The organism is Vibrio lentus, from assembly GCF_030409755.1.
Taxonomy (GTDB): Bacteria; Pseudomonadota; Gammaproteobacteria; order Enterobacterales; family Vibrionaceae; genus Vibrio; species Vibrio lentus.
The window spans coordinates 1,205,533-1,222,399 of record NZ_JAUFQE010000002.1 but is presented as its reverse complement, the minus strand read 5'-3'; the positions used below and the strand labels follow the sequence as shown (position 1 = coordinate 1,222,399).

At 44.0% G+C, this 16,867-nt stretch carries 17 protein-coding genes; 9 read left to right on the top strand and 8 right to left on the bottom strand.

The annotated features are described in order from the left end of the window. Positions 1 to 117 precede the first annotated feature (117 nt). Positions 118 to 2,145 (bottom strand): sensor histidine kinase, encoded by a 2,028-nt coding sequence (locus QWZ07_RS14015; RefSeq protein WP_192853718.1) that lies wholly within the window; start codon positions 2,143 to 2,145, stop codon positions 118 to 120. Beyond that, positions 2,135 to 3,598 carry a sigma-54-dependent transcriptional regulator gene (locus QWZ07_RS14010; protein WP_032501258.1) on the bottom strand — a complete coding sequence of 488 codons (1,464 nt, stop codon included), beginning with the start codon at positions 3,596 to 3,598 and terminating at the stop codon, positions 2,135 to 2,137. Before QWZ07_RS14010 ends, QWZ07_RS14015 begins: the two co-directional genes overlap by 11 nt. 302 nt (positions 3,599 to 3,900) lie before the next feature. On the opposite strand from QWZ07_RS14010, the gene QWZ07_RS14005 reads away from it, so the two are divergent. The 6 genes from QWZ07_RS14005 to QWZ07_RS13980 all read left to right on the top strand — a co-directional run bounded on the left by QWZ07_RS14005 (position 3,901) and on the right by QWZ07_RS13980 (position 9,213). After that, entirely contained in the window at positions 3,901 to 4,707 is an 807-nt protein-coding gene (locus QWZ07_RS14005) for an ABC transporter substrate-binding protein (protein WP_102268003.1), read from the top strand. A 148-nt stretch (positions 4,708 to 4,855) separates the two neighbouring features. After that, complete coding sequence (locus QWZ07_RS14000) at positions 4,856 to 5,554, top strand: ABC transporter permease (RefSeq protein ID WP_017107083.1); 699 nt, start codon at positions 4,856 to 4,858, stop codon at positions 5,552 to 5,554. A 10-nt stretch (positions 5,555 to 5,564) separates the two neighbouring features. Beyond that, positions 5,565 to 6,284 (top strand): energy-coupling factor ABC transporter ATP-binding protein, encoded by a 720-nt coding sequence (locus QWZ07_RS13995; RefSeq protein ID WP_192853719.1) that lies wholly within the window; start codon positions 5,565 to 5,567, stop codon positions 6,282 to 6,284. Then, complete coding sequence (gene mobA / locus QWZ07_RS13990) at positions 6,262 to 6,846, top strand: molybdenum cofactor guanylyltransferase MobA (protein ID WP_192853720.1); 585 nt, start codon at positions 6,262 to 6,264, stop codon at positions 6,844 to 6,846. Before QWZ07_RS13995 ends, mobA begins: the two co-directional genes overlap by 23 nt. Then, entirely contained in the window at positions 6,846 to 8,663 is a 1,818-nt protein-coding gene (locus tag QWZ07_RS13985) for a bifunctional molybdopterin-guanine dinucleotide biosynthesis adaptor protein MobB/molybdopterin molybdotransferase MoeA (RefSeq protein WP_192853721.1), read from the top strand. The genes mobA and QWZ07_RS13985 overlap by 1 nt, the downstream gene beginning before the upstream one ends. Before the next feature lie 283 nt (positions 8,664 to 8,946). Continuing rightward, a complete protein-coding gene (locus QWZ07_RS13980) occupies positions 8,947 to 9,213 on the top strand; it encodes a DUF2960 family protein (protein ID WP_004733780.1) in 267 nt (88 codons plus the stop codon). 78 nt (positions 9,214 to 9,291) lie between these two features. On the opposite strand, the gene QWZ07_RS13975 is transcribed toward QWZ07_RS13980, so the two are convergent. The 3 genes from QWZ07_RS13975 to QWZ07_RS13965 all read right to left on the bottom strand — a co-directional run bounded on the left by QWZ07_RS13975 (position 9,292) and on the right by QWZ07_RS13965 (position 12,098). Then, positions 9,292 to 10,065 (bottom strand): YadA C-terminal domain-containing protein, encoded by a 774-nt coding sequence (locus QWZ07_RS13975; RefSeq protein WP_261890905.1) that lies wholly within the window; start codon positions 10,063 to 10,065, stop codon positions 9,292 to 9,294. 214 nt (positions 10,066 to 10,279) lie between these two features. Further along, on the bottom strand, positions 10,280 to 11,188 hold the full coding sequence (nagK, locus tag QWZ07_RS13970) for an N-acetylglucosamine kinase (protein ID WP_017112058.1): 909 nt from the start codon (positions 11,186 to 11,188) through the stop codon (positions 10,280 to 10,282). A 163-nt stretch (positions 11,189 to 11,351) separates the two neighbouring features. Further along, positions 11,352 to 12,098, bottom strand: coding sequence for a tRNA-uridine aminocarboxypropyltransferase (locus QWZ07_RS13965; RefSeq protein ID WP_076672039.1), 747 nt, complete (start codon positions 12,096 to 12,098; stop codon positions 11,352 to 11,354). A gap of 68 nt (positions 12,099 to 12,166) precedes the next feature. Here QWZ07_RS13965 and QWZ07_RS13960 point away from each other — a divergent pair, with 68 nt between their 5' ends. Continuing rightward, positions 12,167 to 12,970 carry a sterol desaturase family protein gene (locus QWZ07_RS13960; protein WP_192853722.1) on the top strand — a complete coding sequence of 268 codons (804 nt, stop codon included), beginning with the start codon at positions 12,167 to 12,169 and terminating at the stop codon, positions 12,968 to 12,970. A 21-nt stretch (positions 12,971 to 12,991) separates the two neighbouring features. Here the strand turns inward: QWZ07_RS13960 and QWZ07_RS13955 are convergent, their stop codons facing one another. The 3 genes from QWZ07_RS13955 to QWZ07_RS13945 all read right to left on the bottom strand — a co-directional run bounded on the left by QWZ07_RS13955 (position 12,992) and on the right by QWZ07_RS13945 (position 15,393). Further along, positions 12,992 to 13,639, bottom strand: coding sequence for a helix-turn-helix transcriptional regulator (locus QWZ07_RS13955; RefSeq protein WP_017112055.1), 648 nt, complete (start codon positions 13,637 to 13,639; stop codon positions 12,992 to 12,994). Between the two features lie 75 nt (positions 13,640 to 13,714). Next, positions 13,715 to 14,986, bottom strand: coding sequence for an L-cysteine desulfidase family protein (locus QWZ07_RS13950; RefSeq protein ID WP_192853723.1), 1,272 nt, complete (start codon positions 14,984 to 14,986; stop codon positions 13,715 to 13,717). A 26-nt stretch (positions 14,987 to 15,012) separates the two neighbouring features. Beyond that, entirely contained in the window at positions 15,013 to 15,393 is a 381-nt protein-coding gene (locus QWZ07_RS13945; RefSeq protein WP_017112053.1) for a RidA family protein, read from the bottom strand. A 302-nt stretch (positions 15,394 to 15,695) separates the two neighbouring features. Between QWZ07_RS13945 and QWZ07_RS13940 the strand changes: the two genes are divergently transcribed. Continuing rightward, a complete protein-coding gene (locus tag QWZ07_RS13940; RefSeq protein WP_029223694.1) occupies positions 15,696 to 16,433 on the top strand; it encodes an AzlC family ABC transporter permease in 738 nt (245 codons plus the stop codon). A 2-nt stretch (positions 16,434 to 16,435) separates the two neighbouring features. Further along, entirely contained in the window at positions 16,436 to 16,771 is a 336-nt protein-coding gene (locus QWZ07_RS13935; RefSeq protein WP_017112051.1) for an AzlD domain-containing protein, read from the top strand. Positions 16,772 to 16,867: the final 96 nt, after the last annotated feature.

The following is a 16,867-nucleotide window of genomic DNA, read 5'->3' as shown; positions in this document are numbered from 1 at the left end:
GATAGTTTAGTAGTGCGGAATTTTCGTGCTTGGGTTGAAACGTTCATGTAACCGCCCAAGCGCAATAGAAATATTATCAGGTGATAATATGGTTGGATTCGATCTTAAAGCTAAAACTTATAGGTTTGAGACCAACAATTGTGGTGTCGCTTTTTGTTGAAGGTAGATACTAAAGCGGCTTCCCTTGCCCACTTCTGATTCGACACGTATCTCGCCACCCGTTTGACTCAAGATACTTTGAGATACCGACAAACCTAAACCTGTACCGTCGCGTTTGGTGGTATAGAAAGGCGAGAAAATACGTTTCAATTGCTCTTCTTTGATACCACAGCCTTCGTCTTCAACATGAACAATAGCCCCATGAGACACGCCGTTTTCAACCCAGTCTTCACTTGAAATAGTCAATGTGCCCTTTCCGTCCATCGCGTGAATCGCGTTCATTTGTAGGTTAACCAGAATCTGTAGCAATTGGTTGCGGTTCACTTCGACAGACGTTTTCGCGTGCAGTTGTGAGACATAAACAATGCCTTTCTTCTTAGCGCCTGTTTTGACAAGTGTAATACTCTCGTCGACGATTGGATTGATGTGTTGCCAAGTGATTTCGTCTTGTACGCCGCCATGTCGGCTGTATTGAAGTAGGCTTCGTGTGATGTTTCGGATTCGGTCGATCTGCTCCATGATCGCGTGGACTTCCTCGTCTACACGGGCCACTTCGTCACCAAGCTCAAACTTCATCAACTCGACATTGCCAAGAATCACAGCTGTTGGGTTATTAATCTCATGAGCAATACCTGCGGTTAACTCACCTAATGCGGCTAATTTCTCGTTAACCACCAGCTTATCTCTAGCTTGGTTGAGAAGCTGGATATGAAGTTCGAGTTCTTCGGTTTTCTCTTTCAAACTGGCAGTACGAGAATGAACCTTACATTCGAGCTCAGACGCCGCTTGTTGAATTTCTTGATTGCGTTCGTGGAGCAAATCCAACATTTTATCGAACTGCTTAGCCAGCAATGTGAGTTCGTGTTGATCATCTAAACCAAGCGTACCTATTCGCTTGTCTTGCCCCATCTGGACGAGCTTCACGACCTTATGGATGCGTTCAATTGGGTTGAAAAGATCACGCGCGCCACGGTGAACGATCCAACCGGAGATCAAGAGTAACAGCACAATGGTAATGCTGATTTCACCAAGGTTGGTTAAGTACGTTTCCACTAATGGCCAAATCAAATAACCGGTATAGAGCATGCCGATAACGTTATCGAACTGGTCATGAATCGGTTGATATGCTGTGATGTACCAAGCGTCGTAAACGTAAGCACGATCCAACCACTCTTTGCCTTCATTCAAGACTTTTGAGTGAACCTCATGCGAAACACGAGTGCCGATTGCACGCCCTGCACTCTCTTCACTGCTCAGCGGTACATTCGTACTCACACGTAGGTCATCAAGGAAAACCGTGACAGTACCGATACGACGATTGAAACTATCGCGTTGCGGATAAATTAAGTTGCTGATCTGATCAACTAACTGCGTGCTGTTGTTCAGTAAGATCCCGCCATCAAGAAAACCAATGACGTGATCATTCTTGTCTCGAATCGACACAACAGTGCGGCTAACCAAACCACGAGTTTCAACATTTCGACTATTAAGCATTGGGACTTCGGCTTGCCTTGCAAGATTTTGGTCTAAATCGTTGAGCTCGCTTTGGCTTAATACACTAAAGAACGACGCTTTGTGTGTCAGGTTGAGGTATTCAAGTTTTTTCTCCATGCTCTCGACGCTACGCCAGCGCAGAAAATCGAGTTCATAGCGAGATTTGTTTTCTGAAACCCAGCGTGTGAGCTCTTTTTTTGAAATATCACTCTTGAGTTTGATTCGGAAGTTGTAAGACTCAGCAAAGGCTTGAACGTTATAGGCCTGTTGGCTTTGAATCAGTTGAATACTGTTGTCTGCAACATCCAACCGCTCATCAACATCAATCAATGCGCCCTGCCATGTGTAGTGAACAGACCAATACAAAGTGATCGCAACCAGAGCACATAGAGTTAAGATGATCGGAGCCGACGTTAAAAATAACAGACGGTACCGCACCATGGTTTTGAATCGGAACGCCCACTTTGACCACCAATGACGTCTAATCGGCATATTCAGAGCCTTCTGTATTCCATTCTTTGTATTTACGCTCTAACGTTTTACGAGCAACGCCAAGATCCCGAGACGCTGCTGATTTGTTCCCATCATGAAAACTAACCAACTGTTCTATATGTGCTTTCTCAACATCTTTGAGTGTCCAAGTGTTTGGGTAACCTTCAACGGCATCATTGTTATCCAAATTAGGTAACTCAGCGCCATGTGACACCGTCACTGAAATGCTGGTGGGTGCTGGGTCACCGTTAATCTCACGCCAGTAATGAGCTGGTGGCTTGTCTAATAAGATACAACGTTCGACTAAATTTTTAAGTTCGCGGATATTCCCCGGCCATTCATACTCGTTCATTGCCAAGATGTCTTCATGCGCCCAGTTTGGAACGGGTACACAAAGCTCGCTCGATAGTAAACGGGTAAAGTAAGGAACGAGCTCAATAAGATCGGACGGACGTTCTCTTAGTGGGACAACGTCAATTTTAAGAACATTAAGTCGGTAAAACAGGTCACGACGGAAATGTCCTTTATCGACCTCTTCTTGAAGATTACGGTTTGTCGCTGCGACCACACGAACATCGACAGCGATCTCTTTCTCACTGCCAACAGGTCGAATCGTTCGTTGTTCTAAAACGCGTAACAGCGCTGCTTGCATTGGCAGTGGCATCTCACCGATTTCATCAAGGAACAATGTGCCACCACTTGCGACTCTAAATAGGCCTTCTCTATTTTTCTTAGCACCAGTAAAGGCACCAGACGTATGGCCAAACAATTCACTTTCTAAAAGCTCAGGAGCGATAGCTCCACAGTTGATTGGCACAAATGGCCCTGTTCGTTTGCTGGCTTCATGCACGCCACGAGCAACCAACTCTTTACCCGTCCCAGATTCGCCTTCGATTAACACCGATGCTCTTGATGGTGCGAATTGACTGATGAGCTGCTTAAGTTGTTTGGTTTTATCTGAGTTACCGATCAGTTCCGTTTTGATATGGCGGCTTACGTCGCGTTTCAACGCATATTGCATTCTTTGGTCTAGGCGCTTGTCCATGCAGCGAAGTACTGCTTTTATCATCTGTTCTAAGTTGAAAGGCTTCAAAATGAAATCAGAGGCGCCAAGCTTAAGTGCAGATATGGTCATTTCGAGATCAGCGTAACCTGTCATGAAAATTACGTCGGCGCGTTTGTCTGCGTCGTTGAATACCTCTTCCCATTCAATACCAGAACGACCTGGAAGATTGATATCAAGCACGATCAAATCGAAGTGCTCGTTGCAGCGTAGAACTTCAGCTTCTTCTACGGAACCGGCACTGGATACCTTGCCAAAATACTTACCTAGTGCTTTCTTAAGAATAGCCTGCATACCAATTTCATCGTCGACCACCAAGACAGAAAATGCCTGATATTGAGTCAATGTGTTGGAGTTGAGGTTAGAGGCGCTTGAACTAGGTAAAGACATAATGATCAGCCGATAGGGAAAGTTGGGACAGAGTGTACCAATTAACCTTTTACGCAACAGGGTCAATGTGCGACATTTTGTCCTAGCTCATGTTTTGTTTTAATTTATGGGGTCAAATGACGCAGTTTCGTTCGAAATAACAGCAATTTAATGAGATCTGATGCATGATTTATTGGCACTAACATTGCTTATAAGGTGATGATTTCTAATTACAAAAATTAGCACTCATGAACATGACCTTCTTTGAGCCCTTTGAAGTTGAAGGCGTGTCATTCATTTATAACAGAATGGACATAATAATAATGAAAGCAATTCCCTTAACTATTGCCGCTCTATCTATCGTCAGTTACTCGGCTAGCAGCGCAGAAGACACCACGCACATCAAACTTGCGACAACAACAAGCACGTATCACTCTGGCCTACTAGACTACCTATTACCTGAGTTCGAAAAAGACTCTGGTATTAAAGTTGACGTTCTAGCTGCAGGTACGGGTAAATCACTTCGTATGGGTGAGAACGGCGATGTCGATCTGGTGATGACTCACGCACCAAAAGCAGAAGCGAATTTCGTTGAACAAGGCTATGGCGTTCTACCTCGTAAACTGATGTATAACGACTTTGTTATTGTGGGCCCTCAAAATGATCCTGCGAAAATTGAATCTCAAAAAGCAGTGGCTGATGTGTTCAAAGCGATTGCAACGAACAACGTGACGTTCGTTTCTCGTGGTGACGATTCTGGTACTCATAAGAAAGAGATGGGTATCTGGGCACAAACCAAAATGGAACCAAACTTCGGTGGTTACCGCAGTGTTGGTCAAGGTATGGGCCCTACTCTAAACATGGCGTCTGAAATGCAAGGCTACACCATGACAGACCGTGGTACTTGGTTGGCTTACCAAAACAAATTGGATCTTAAAATCCTTTTCCAAGGTGACAAGAACCTATTTAACCCTTACCAAGTGATTCTTGTTAACCCAGAGCGCTACCCGACCATCAACTACCAAGCAGCGAAAGTATTCAGTGATTGGTTGGTTAACCCTAAAGGTCAGAAACTGATTAACGACTTTAAACTGCACGGCAAACAACTGTTTGTTGCAAGCGCAGAATAGTCGTCATTGCACTATTCTTACAGGGTGAATAGTGAACTCGAAAAGAATGAATGGCTGACTCACCCTGTTTCACTGATCCAGTGTCAGCTATTACCAAAACATCAGCATTACTTTTTAAGACTTATTGTCGCTTTAAACGAGATACTTCATGACCCTATGGCAAACAACGCTTGATGCAATGAATCTACTGGTGAGTTTTGACCACGAACTGTGGAAAATCGTCGCGGTATCTTTCAGCGTTTCATTGTCCGCCATTTCATTGGTGATTGTTCCTGCAATCATCATGGCTTTCTTATTGGCTTACACCGAATTCCCCGGTAAATGGGCGCTGCTTTCGGTGATCAACACCTTACAAGCGATACCGACCGTGGTAATTGGCTTGTTGATGTACATGATGCTCTCTCGTTCTGGCCCTTTGGGTGACTGGCAATTGCTGTTCACGCAAAAGGCGATGATTCTCGGTCAGATGCTGATCTGTTTCCCAATTCTGGTTGCTATGATGCATGGCGCGCTGCAAGCCAGCGATCGCCGAGCAGTAGAAACAGCGCGTACCCTTGGAGTCTCAACCACTCGAGTCGCGTGTACTTTAATTTGGGAAACACGATTCCCTCTGTTGGCAGCCACCATTGCTGCATTCTCACGTATCGTGACCGAAGTCGGTTGTTCGATGATGGTGGGTGGTAACATTATGGGAATGACACGAAATATCCCTACGGCTATTGCTATGGAAAGTCACAAAGGCGCATTTGCTCAAGGTGTGGCACTTGGTATGGTCTTATTAGCATTGGCATTAGCCCTTAACTTTTTCCTTTCCAGTGTGAGAGGAAAAGGCTACTTGAGAACTTAGGAACGCTGTCATGAGTATAAAAATAACAACGCAGCAAATTTCAATGCGCTACAAAGAGCGTGTTTTGTTCCACATCCCCGAATTGTCGATCGGCCCTAACGATGCTATTTATCTCAAAGGCGATAACGGTGTTGGCAAAACGACCCTACTTAAAATCTTATCAGGATTGATCAAGCCGAGCTCTGGCCGTATTCAGTCTCCGACACAAAGCTGGCAACACAGCCTGTTTCCTCGGTTAAAATTTAAAGACATCATCTATCTCCACCAAACCCCTTACCTTTTTGATGGCTCGGTGTACCAAAATGTCGCTTATGGCATTCGCTTTAACAAAGAGAGCCAAAAAGATAAGCGAGCTCAAATAATTAATGCGTTGAGGATGGTAGGTTTAGAAACCCTAGCAGACGAGCACATTTCTGTTTTGTCTGGTGGTGAGCGTCAACGCGTGGCAATGGCACGAGCTTGGATTCTCAAGCCTTCAATCTTGCTGATGGACGAACCAAGTGCTTCTTTAGACAAAGAATCTATTGAAAGATTGGTCATTATGGCCGAAGATCTTCTTCAGAGAGGCGCGAGTTTGGTCATCACTAGCCACCAAACTAACGCGTTAACCGATTTATGTAAGAAGCAGTGGTGGATCAAAGACAACACTTTGACCGAATCACCGCTTCTTCAAGTTATTAAAAAGAACAAAGCACAAGAGAATATTTATGTTGCTTTCAACGCAAACTAGTTGGGTTATTTTGGCTGGCGGACAAGCCAGCCGTATGGGCGGAAAAGATAAAGGACTCGTTGAGCTCAACGGTTCTCCGCTTATTCAATACGTTATAGACAAGCTGTCCCAACAAGATGTCAGCATTACCATCAATGCCAACCGTAACTTAGACAGTTACCAAGCATTTGCACCGGTTGTGTCCGATTCTTTCCCTGACTACCCAGGCCCTTTGGGTGGGATTCACGCTGGCCTTAAAAACGCGACCACAGATTGGGTAGGCTTTGTTCCTTGCGACAGCCCTCAAATCAGTGACGACCTTGTTGAGCGTTTTTGTGCAGCAGTAAAAGAAGACAGCGACATTCTTGTGGCTCATGATGGCGAATTTAAGCAACCTGTATTCACCCTGTTCCACAAACGTGTTCTGCCAAAGTTAGAAGCGTTTTTAGAGCGTGGCGACCGCAAGATCATCTTGTTGTACAAAGAGTGTGTGACTGAGTACGTCGACTTTAGCGACGCGCCTAACTGCTTTGTTAATCTCAATACGCCAGAAGAACTCACCCAATTTGGAACGCTTCAATAATGAAAGATTCAAAACAACGCCCTAACCTTCCTTTATTGGGCTTTGCTGCTTACAGCGGCACAGGCAAAACAACCGTACTTGAAGCGTTGTTGCCTCTGCTGACGAATGCGGGTTTAAAAGTGGGTGTTCTTAAACATGCTCACCACGATTTCGATGTCGATAAGCCAGGCAAAGACAGCTACCGCCTACGTAAGGCTGGAGCCAATCAAATGCTGATCGCTTCGCGTAACCGTCACGTGATGATGACAGAAACGCCAGAAGCCGAAGCTGATTTTGATTATCTACTGACACGTTTCGATACCAACACGCTGGACTTGATTCTGGTTGAAGGCTGCAAGAACATTGCCTTCCCAAAAATTGAACTGCACAGAGACGAAGTTGGTAAACCTTGGTTGTATCCAAACGATAACAACATTATTGCGATTGCTGCAGACAGCCACGTTGAATCTGACCTGCCACAAATGGCGATCAGCGACTTAGAAGCGATTCGTGATTTCATCATCGAGTATGCTCAGTCATTCGACCCTTCATCGACCACAAGCAAAACAGCGTCGTGTTCATCTTCAAAAGACGATATACCTGTTGTGTGTTGTGACTCCTTCTCTCCTGCTGGCCTAAGCGTTACGCAAGGTCAGCAAAAGATCGTCGATAGTATTGATGCGCTCGACCTCACTGAGAGTGTTGAATTACTACAAGGCTACGGGCGTGTGCTGGCTGAAGATGTTATTTCACCAATCAACGTACCTCAGAATACTAATTCTGCAATGGACGGCTATGCGATCCGTAGCGAAGACCTAGAATTGGACAGCTACAACATCGTTGCTGAAGTCATGGCTGGTCACAGCTACGATAAAACCGTTCAACAAGGGGAAGCGGTTAAGATCATGACGGGCGCTCCAATGCCTGAGGGCGTTGATGTCGTCGTGATGCGTGAACAATCCGTTCAAGAAGGCGACACAGTTAGCTTCCCAGACGCTAAAATCTCGGTTGGACAAAATGTCCGTATGGCGGGCGAAGATTTAGAAATCGGCCAACCTGTCTTTACTCGTGGCACACGAATCGAAGCACCAGAAATGGGCATGATGGCGTCACTAGGTTTTGGCAACTGCCCTGTTTTACGTAAAGTTAAAGTCGGTGTGTTCTCTACGGGTGATGAAGTTCAAGCACCGGGTAGTGAGCAGAAGCCGAACTCTATCTATGACTCGAACCGTTTTACTATTATCGGTATGCTTCAAAAGCTAGGTTGCGACATCGTTGATTACGGCATTATCGAAGATGACGAACAAAAGATGATGGATGTACTTCATGCTGCATCGTTAGAGACCGACATGGTTCTGACTTCAGGTGGCGTGTCTGTTGGTGATGCTGACTACATCAAACTCGCGTTAGATAAGTTGGGTGAGATTAACTTCTGGCGTATCAACATGCGTCCAGGCCGCCCTCTTGCTTACGGAAAAATTGAAAATAAACCTTTCTTCGGTTTACCGGGCAACCCAGTAGCCGTGATGGTGTCGTTCATTAACTTTGTAGAACCAGCAATCCGTAAGCTACAAGGTCAAACTAACTGGACACCAGTGAAAGCGAACGCGATAGCAACTGAGCAATTACGTTCTCGTCAAGGTCGTACTGAGTTTAGCCGTGGCGTATTCTCAATGAACGAATCAGGTGTGCTTGAAGTGAAAACAACCGGTAAGCAAGGTTCAGGTATTCTGCGTTCAATGAGCGAAGCGAACTGCTTAATCGAAATCTCGCCAGCGGTTGATACCGTGAAAGTTGGCGAGACGGTAACGATCATTCCACTTCAAGGTCGTGTTTAATTGAAGGTTCAATGACCTGAATTGACTTGGCCGCTTTTTAAATGACTTAGAAGCTCTTTGCCAAAACATAGATAAAGCCCCTTCCTATCGAATTTTCGATGTTATGGGGCTTTCTTTTCTGTTCGTTTCGTAAAAGACAACCTGTTCGTTCCTTAAAAGACAGAAAGCTTAAATAGCGATAAGCCTGAAGAACGATAATCTTAAGATTTTTTATCATAACCTTGAGCCACGTACTGTTTTTATGTAGAGTGCGCGCAAAGTAATAATTCTATTGGAGAGCATCATGGCTCGTACCATTCTGTACACTTACAAAGACGAAGACAAAGAGTTACTGTTTTCGAAACAAGAACACCGCACGATCCAAGAAGCTGTAGCTGCAGCTGAAGGTATCGACATCACTGAGTATCTAAAAACTGAGCAACAGCTTGAGTTTATTTCTGATACTAAAGCGGTTCGTAACTACCAAGACAACTATTTCCGTAAGCTAGGCTTTACTAAGCTTACGTTGAAGCAAAAAGACAACCTTGGCGTTGGCAAAAAGAAGAAATAGCAAATAAGTTATTTAGATTTTGAAGGGAGCTATTGAGCTCCCTTTTTTATATGACGAGATTTTGTTTCATATAGAAACTTATTTAAATGTATATTGAATACCTGCACCCGCTGAGAAGTCATTATCTTCAATCCCAGTCGTCGTATTGACGGTTGCTGAAGCTGACCAATTCTTATTGATAGAATAACCGACACCTGCCGCAACAGCCTGTGCATTACCGGAGAAACCTACACCTACACCCAAAGCAAAATCACCTTGCTCTGCAAGCATAGGGCGAGCATTGGTTACTGCGTGTAATGATGCTTGAGTGCCGTCAATGCGGTCATCTAAACGATCAACTTCTTGCCTCATCTCTTGCTTGAAAGCTTCATCAATTGCATTGTTTTCAATAGCAGATTCAACGATAGCTGTTTCAATCGCATCATTTACTTGTTTACGTTCGTCCAAAGTAAGATGCTCGTTACCTTCAAACTTTTTACCAACCTCATCAATTAACGCATTTTTTTCAGATTGACTGATTGTTTCGTCAAAGTGAATAACATCAGTTACCATCGATTCAAGCATTGATTTTTCCGTCGACGACCCTTCATTTAAAGTAATCTTGCTCATGACAATTAGTTCTTCGCGCGATGCAGACTGCAATGCGTTACGCGCGGAGTCTGCACGTTCTTGGCCATCTCGAGCCCAAAACTGGTCTTTTGTATATTGTTTGATTGCTTCATTATTTGAGTTCGCGATGATATCAAGTGCTGTTGTTGTATTTGCTTTCCAATTGTCGTCAAAGGTTGTATTAGAAGCAAAAGCTGAACATGATAAAAGTGAAATTGACAGTACGATGGTTTTTAGTTTCACGAGGTTTCCTCTAAATGTAATTACAAAGTCTCAGAGGAAATGTGCTATTTCAGCAAACAAAGTCCTCGGGAGTGAGAGGACTATAATCATTTGTTAGGCTCAAAATTGTCATTAAGTGACAGTGGGCGTTATCTGAATTAAAAAATGCCGCAACCTCTTTCGAGATTGCGGCATTTTTATTTGTGCTTTGAACTAGCTTAACGTTAAGTTGCGATTACTTAATGTTAAGGAATGCAGCGCCACGAACACCGCCTGAATCACCGTGTTTCGCTTTGATGATCTTAGGACACTTCGCTACAGACAGTAGGTACTTAGGTATGCGCTTTGGCATTTCTTCGTAGATAAGTTCGAAGTTTGAAAGACCACCACCCAGTGCAACAACATGTGGGTCAAGACCCGTAAACAGGTTCGCAAAACAGATAGCCAATAGCTCCATAAAGCGATCTACGTGCTCAGCCGCTTTTGCTTCACCTTCGTTGTACGCTTGGATGATTTCAATCGCTTTCTTCTTCTCACCGAAGTAGTGCTCATAAATCAATTCGAAGCCACGACCAGATAAGTAGCTGTCTAAACAACCTTTTTTACCACAACCACAACCTAATAGCGGCGCGTTGTCGCCAAGGTGGAACCATGCATCAATAGGAAGACGCATATGGCCTAACTCGCCTGCAACGTGGTTACGACCAGAGAACACTTTGCCTTCATAAACTAAACCACCACCGAAGCCAGTACCTAGAATTAGGCCAGCAACTGATGGTTCATCTTTAAGTTCATCATCCCATGCTTCTGAAAGCGCAAAACAGTTCGCATCATTCTCGATTTTTACACTACGACCAATAAGCGCTTCTAAATCTTTACGCAGTGGCTTACCTGTTGAAGCCGGTACGTTAACAACCAGCATTGTGCCGTCGTCTGCGTTTTCCATGCCAGGAAGACCAAGGCCAATTTTGCCTTCGCAAGAGAATTCGCTGTCGTATTTTTTAACTAAACCAGCAATCGTATCAAGCAGTAATTGATAATCGTCTGTTGGTGTTGGAACACGTTCTGTTGCTACTCGCTCAAGTTTCTCATTGAATGCACCAAACTCAATTTTTGTGCCGCCAACATCGAAGCCGTAATACATGAAATCTCTCCAATTTTTCCCTAAATTAGGGCAAATAAAATTTTTAAATTAAACAACTAAGGAGCATTATCCATAACACTCCCCCTACAAACCGTGATAGATAACAAACTTATCTCGTGATCGAGTCTGTTTGAACAACAAGTCAGCACAAAGCGGTTAAAGGTTAGAGTGACGTCTCACTTTTGGTGTGCTCTATGAAAGCGTTCAGACTTGGTTTGGTCGGATCGGACTTATAACGCGTCTTACTTAGCATGTAGCTTTCACGAAATGCTTCAAACCATAGTTGTAAAGTCTTCGCGCCCTGCTCTTCACCCGCTTGTTTTAATACTAAGCTCGCGACTTCGGCAGTAGAAAGGTGTTGTTCGTTGTCTGACTTACGCATCATGTATTGAGAAACCGATTCAGGCTCAATCGACAGCACAGGTAAGTCTTGCAGATACTCTGAACGACGGAAGATACGTCGCGCTTCGCGCCAGCTGCCATCAATGAAAATCAGCAATAGTGTTTTGTTTGGGTCACGCATTTGTGGCAGGTCTTGAACCACGCGTGTTTTGTCGTCGGTATAGTCTTCAGGAAACACGATCACAGGTTGGTATTTGTCGTCTTTTAGAACATCCAACATCTCTTGATTTGGTTCAGTACGATGCCAAAGGTAGGCGTAACTGTCTTTTACCGTATCAACAATCAAACGACCGGTGTTACTTGGTTTTAAGATTTCGTTGTCTGACAAGATCAACATAGTCGCGACGTTCGTATCAATGTTAGGTTGATGCTCGCAGATACAGCTGTCTTGTTTTATTTTACAGAACTCACATCGCACTACTTTACACCCGCGCGCATTAAACGGCTTAGTAGCAATGGATAAACGGTGTTGGTATAAACGGTGAAAAGCGTGGATTCTCATGGACAATAACGATAAATCTAGAAAAGTGGCACGATTGTACTTACAGTGACCCTAGAATGATAGAAGGAATTCCCATGCAAGACCCATCCCTGCTTCGCCTTGTTTGTTTTATTGTCGTTTTTGGATTATGTGCGCTTTGGGAGTACCGCTTTCCACGTAAAACGCTGACTCAGAGTAAATGGTTTCGTTGGGGAAACAACTTTGCTTTAGTCGCTCTGAATAGCTTTCTGTTAGCGACGTTAATCCCGATCGCTGCGTTCCAAGCGGCGGTTATCGCACAAGAAAACCATTGGGGTTTGTTCAATACCCTGTCACTTCCCAAAGAACTCAGTATTCTGATTTGTGTATTGCTCTTGGATTGTGCCATTTACCTACAGCACTTGGTGTTTCACCGCGTTCCTTGGCTTTGGAAGCTGCACCGAGTACATCACGCTGATCTTGATATCGATGTCACAACGGGCACCCGCTTTCACCCAATAGAAATGATTCTTTCAATGCTGATTAAAGTGAGCTTGGTCATAGCACTGGGTGTTCCAGTGATCGCTGTTGTCATCTTCGAAATTGTGTTGAATGCCAGTGCCATGTTTAACCACAGTAATGCACGCCTTCCGTTGTGGTTTGATAAACGATTAAGAAAAGCGATCGTTACGCCAGACATGCATCGCGTCCACCACTCAGTCATTGTTAAAGAAACACACTCAAACTTTGGTTTCTTCTTATCGGTGTGGGATATCTGGTTTAGGACGTATCGTGACCAGCCCAAGCTTGGTCATGATAACGTTCATATCGGCGTGCCAGAGATACAAGATGGAAAGGAACAGAGGCTGGATAAACTGATCACCCAGCCATTTAGATACAACCAGAAAACTAAAAACTAGACAACAAACGCGAACTAAACGCTACGCTTTTAACTCACGTAGATAGCGGTAAATGGTGTGGATAGAGATATCGAGCCCTTTTGCTGCTATTTGCGCACTGTCTTTCAAATCAAAAATGCCCATTTCATGCAATCGCGTCACAATCTCACGACTCTTCTTCGATGGCGCTATTTCAGGATCACTCGTCACCTGCTCTCGAACGGTTTCAATCGAACTGTGCATCATCTCTTCATTACTGCGAGCAAAGGTTTCAGGCGTGGTTTGAGGTCTTTCTAAGTGCGGAAGCAAACAAGGAACGAGTGAATGCATCACCTCTTGGAATGGCGCATCGAGGTTGGTGTTGATACATAACAAACCAATGGCTTTCTGTTGAGGATTGCGAATTATCGTCGTCATTGAACGTAAGGTTTTGCCATCGGGACATTTTGTCATATACGCGCCCGACACATCTTTACCTTGAGTAAGCTTCATCAGCGCTAAGTTGGTAATAGGTGCACCTACGTCTCGACCAGTGACATGACTGTTCGCGATTTTGATAATCGAAGGGTTGCGAACATCTAAACTGTGCAATAACACTTCCGTATGCTCACCATACATTGCAGCAATCCCGTCAACGATGTTTTCGATTGAGTGCAAAATATCATAATCACTTTGAGCTAATTCAAACACTGAGACCTTCCTCTTCTGGCGAAAAAACCGCTAAGTAAAAATACCAAGCGGTTTGTTTTATTCTAAAACGTTTGATTACGCAGACATTATATCAATAATCGTTGAGTCTGTAACACTCATACCCGCGGTAACCAATTTTCCAATATTGCGAATACTGGTCTCGACATCATCAGCTACAATGCCTTGGTTGTGGGCTTCATTACAGCGCATCGCCATTAAGAATCCGTTAGCCGCTGCACTGGTTGAGGTTTTCACTTTCATCGCACATGTCGACTTAGCACCATCACAAACCATTCCAGAACAATCACTTAGTACATTCTGAATTGCGTAACAGCTCTGCTCAAAAGAACCTTTCGCAAGATACACCATCGCCATCGCCGCCGCGGCACTGGTTACCGTATTACCACAAAAAGCAGAAAGCGGTGGATAGTATGATTTGATATAAATTGCACCAAGGTGACTAATGATAAGCGCTCGTGCCAATTGTTCTTGAGACGACTTAAAATGCTCAGCGATAATTGCGACGGGAATTGTTGCAGCGATCCCTTGATTACCACTGCCGAAATTACTCATTGCAGGCAAGGTTGCCCCACCCATACGAGCGTCGGACGCTGCGGCAGTTTGCATGATGATCTTATTCATTAGATCTTCGGTCATCAGGCCTAATTGGATACCTTGTTCCATGGTACGGCCAACTTCAAGCCCGTATGCGTGTGCTAACCCTTCTTGTGACAACTTACTGTTGAGTTCTGACGCCTCTAGAATAAACTGAATGTCTTCAAATTCAGCGCCAGTGGCGTAATTGTAGATACCGCCGATATCAATATCGATACCATCACAAATCGATCCGGTTGACACCGTTTGGTCACAATCTTGACTGAATAAAACCGTACCATTTAACGTTTTTTTAATGATCTGAGTATGACCGCCGCTGATTTCAACGATAGCAATTTGACCTTCAGATTCAACTTCAGCACAGCAATAGATGAATTCATCTACGTCTTTTCGATGTGCGCTTACCTGCCCTGCATCAATAAGTGCCTGAGCTTTATCGACATCTTGTTCGGTGATCTTCGCTAGAACCTCTAAACCAGCGTGTGGGTCCCCACCAATTGCACCAACAGCAGCAATGGGTAAACCGATTTTTCCTGTTCCCGGAACAAACACGCCCATCGAGTTTTTGTATAAATTATCCGACACATACACGCGAACTTTGTCGGGTGTACCCACCAGCATCTTGGCCGCGACTGAACAAGCGTAAGCTGCGGAGATGGGTTCTGTGCAACCAAGAGCCGGTTTAACGACGGTATTTAAAATCTCTTTATACTGTTGCCATTGTTGTTTCATAGTAAGGACCTCACACTATTCTTCGATTATTTACGACCAGCAATCGCTTCAATTTCGATTTTCACGCCTAAAGGAAGATCCTTCACTGCAAAGCAGCTACGAGCAGGACAATCCGTTTCAAAGAACTCTTTATAGACTTCATTGAAAGCCGCGAAATCATTAATGTCTGATAAGTAACACGTTGTTTTTAGTACCGCGTCTAGGTCACTGCCCGCCGCTTGTAATACATATTGAAGGTTTAGTAACGATTGACGAGATTGTTCACTCACACCACCTTCTACTACACCGCCTTTTTCTCTGCACACTGGTAATTGACCTGATGTGAAAACGAGGTTTCCAAATGCGTTGCCGTGTGAGTATGGGCCGATAGCTTCTGGTGCTCTGTCTGCTGTGATGACTTCTTTCATGATTATTCCTGTTCTGGGTTACTAAATATTTCAACTACATTTTAAACACTGAAATAACTAAAGTGCAAAAATAGTTGCAATATTTATCTTAAAATACCGTCAATCAAAGATCTCAAAAATGGAAGCTAATTTAAGCGGTTGAATTTGAACAACTTAAGTTTGAGCCCTTTTTCTATCGAAGTCATAATACCGATCTAAATCAAATAAATTTTAATCTGCATTTGAAAAACAAACGAATCAGCAATACGATTCTCACCATAATTTGCAAATAAATTTGAATTTTTAATTTAGGGTGAGCAGTCATGAATAAACAACAGATACAGGCAGGGCTACGTGCCATCTTGCCGTTATGCGTAGGCGCATTTCCATTTTCATTTATCGTCGGAGCAATAAGTATCACAGCCGGAATGAGTGTTACTCAAAGTACTTTGTGGTCATTTACTGTGTTTGCTGGTTCATCGCAAATGGTCGCATTAGGCTTGGTTCAATCGTCTGCGAGTATCGTAGTCATCATGTTTACTACTTTCATTATCAACCTGCGTCACATGCTCTACAGCGCATCAATGTCTGAACACATGAAAGAATACCCTCTTCATATGCGCATATTGATGTCTTACGGATTAACAGACGAGGTATACGCAGTAACGATCAATGAAATGAAGGAAGAAAAACAAGGTCGTCATTGGTTCTATTTGGCGGCGATGGGCGGATTTTGGGTTAACTGGGTCTTGGCAGATTTTTTAGGTGCTCTGATTGGTTCTTCGTTCCCTGAAATTGCTAACTATGGTTTAGATTTCGCAATGGTTGCAGCCTTCATTGCTATTGTGATTCCCCAAGTGAAAAGTCGCGAGTGCATTGTGGCGGCAATCGTTGCGACATTCACAGGCGTTCTGCTGGCTGAACTCCCCTACTCGCTTGGCCTTGTTATCGCAGCGGTTGTAGGCGTTTACGCGGGGTATCGCATGGATCTATCGACAGAGAAAGCAGAACAAGAAGCAACACAAACTGGTTTATTAATCGCAGAAAGCGGAGTGGCATAACCATGAATACAACGACTTTTATTCTTATTACCTTAGCGATGGCGGCGGCAACCTTCATCATTCGTTTTTCTGTGATTGGTATGGCGGGCAAGTTTGAGATGTCGGAGCGTTTTAAAAAGACGCTGCGCTTTGTTCCCGTTACGGTTTTACCTGCGATCATTGCTGTGGAGATTTTAGGTGCGGGGCCTGAAATGGAATTCGATCTTCACAACCCAAAGGTTTTGGCTGCGATTGTTTGTACACTTGTTAGCCTTCGTTTTGATCTGATTTGGGTTGTGATCAGTGGTGTTGCCTCGCTTATCTTTTTCCAACAAATCATGCCAATGTTGCCGATGTAGAGAAGCTCAAATAGACAGGTAAATAGCGTTAAAAAAGAAAAGGCAGAGTCTCGCACTCTGCCTTTTGCATAAATCCTATCTCGCTTGGTAGTTATT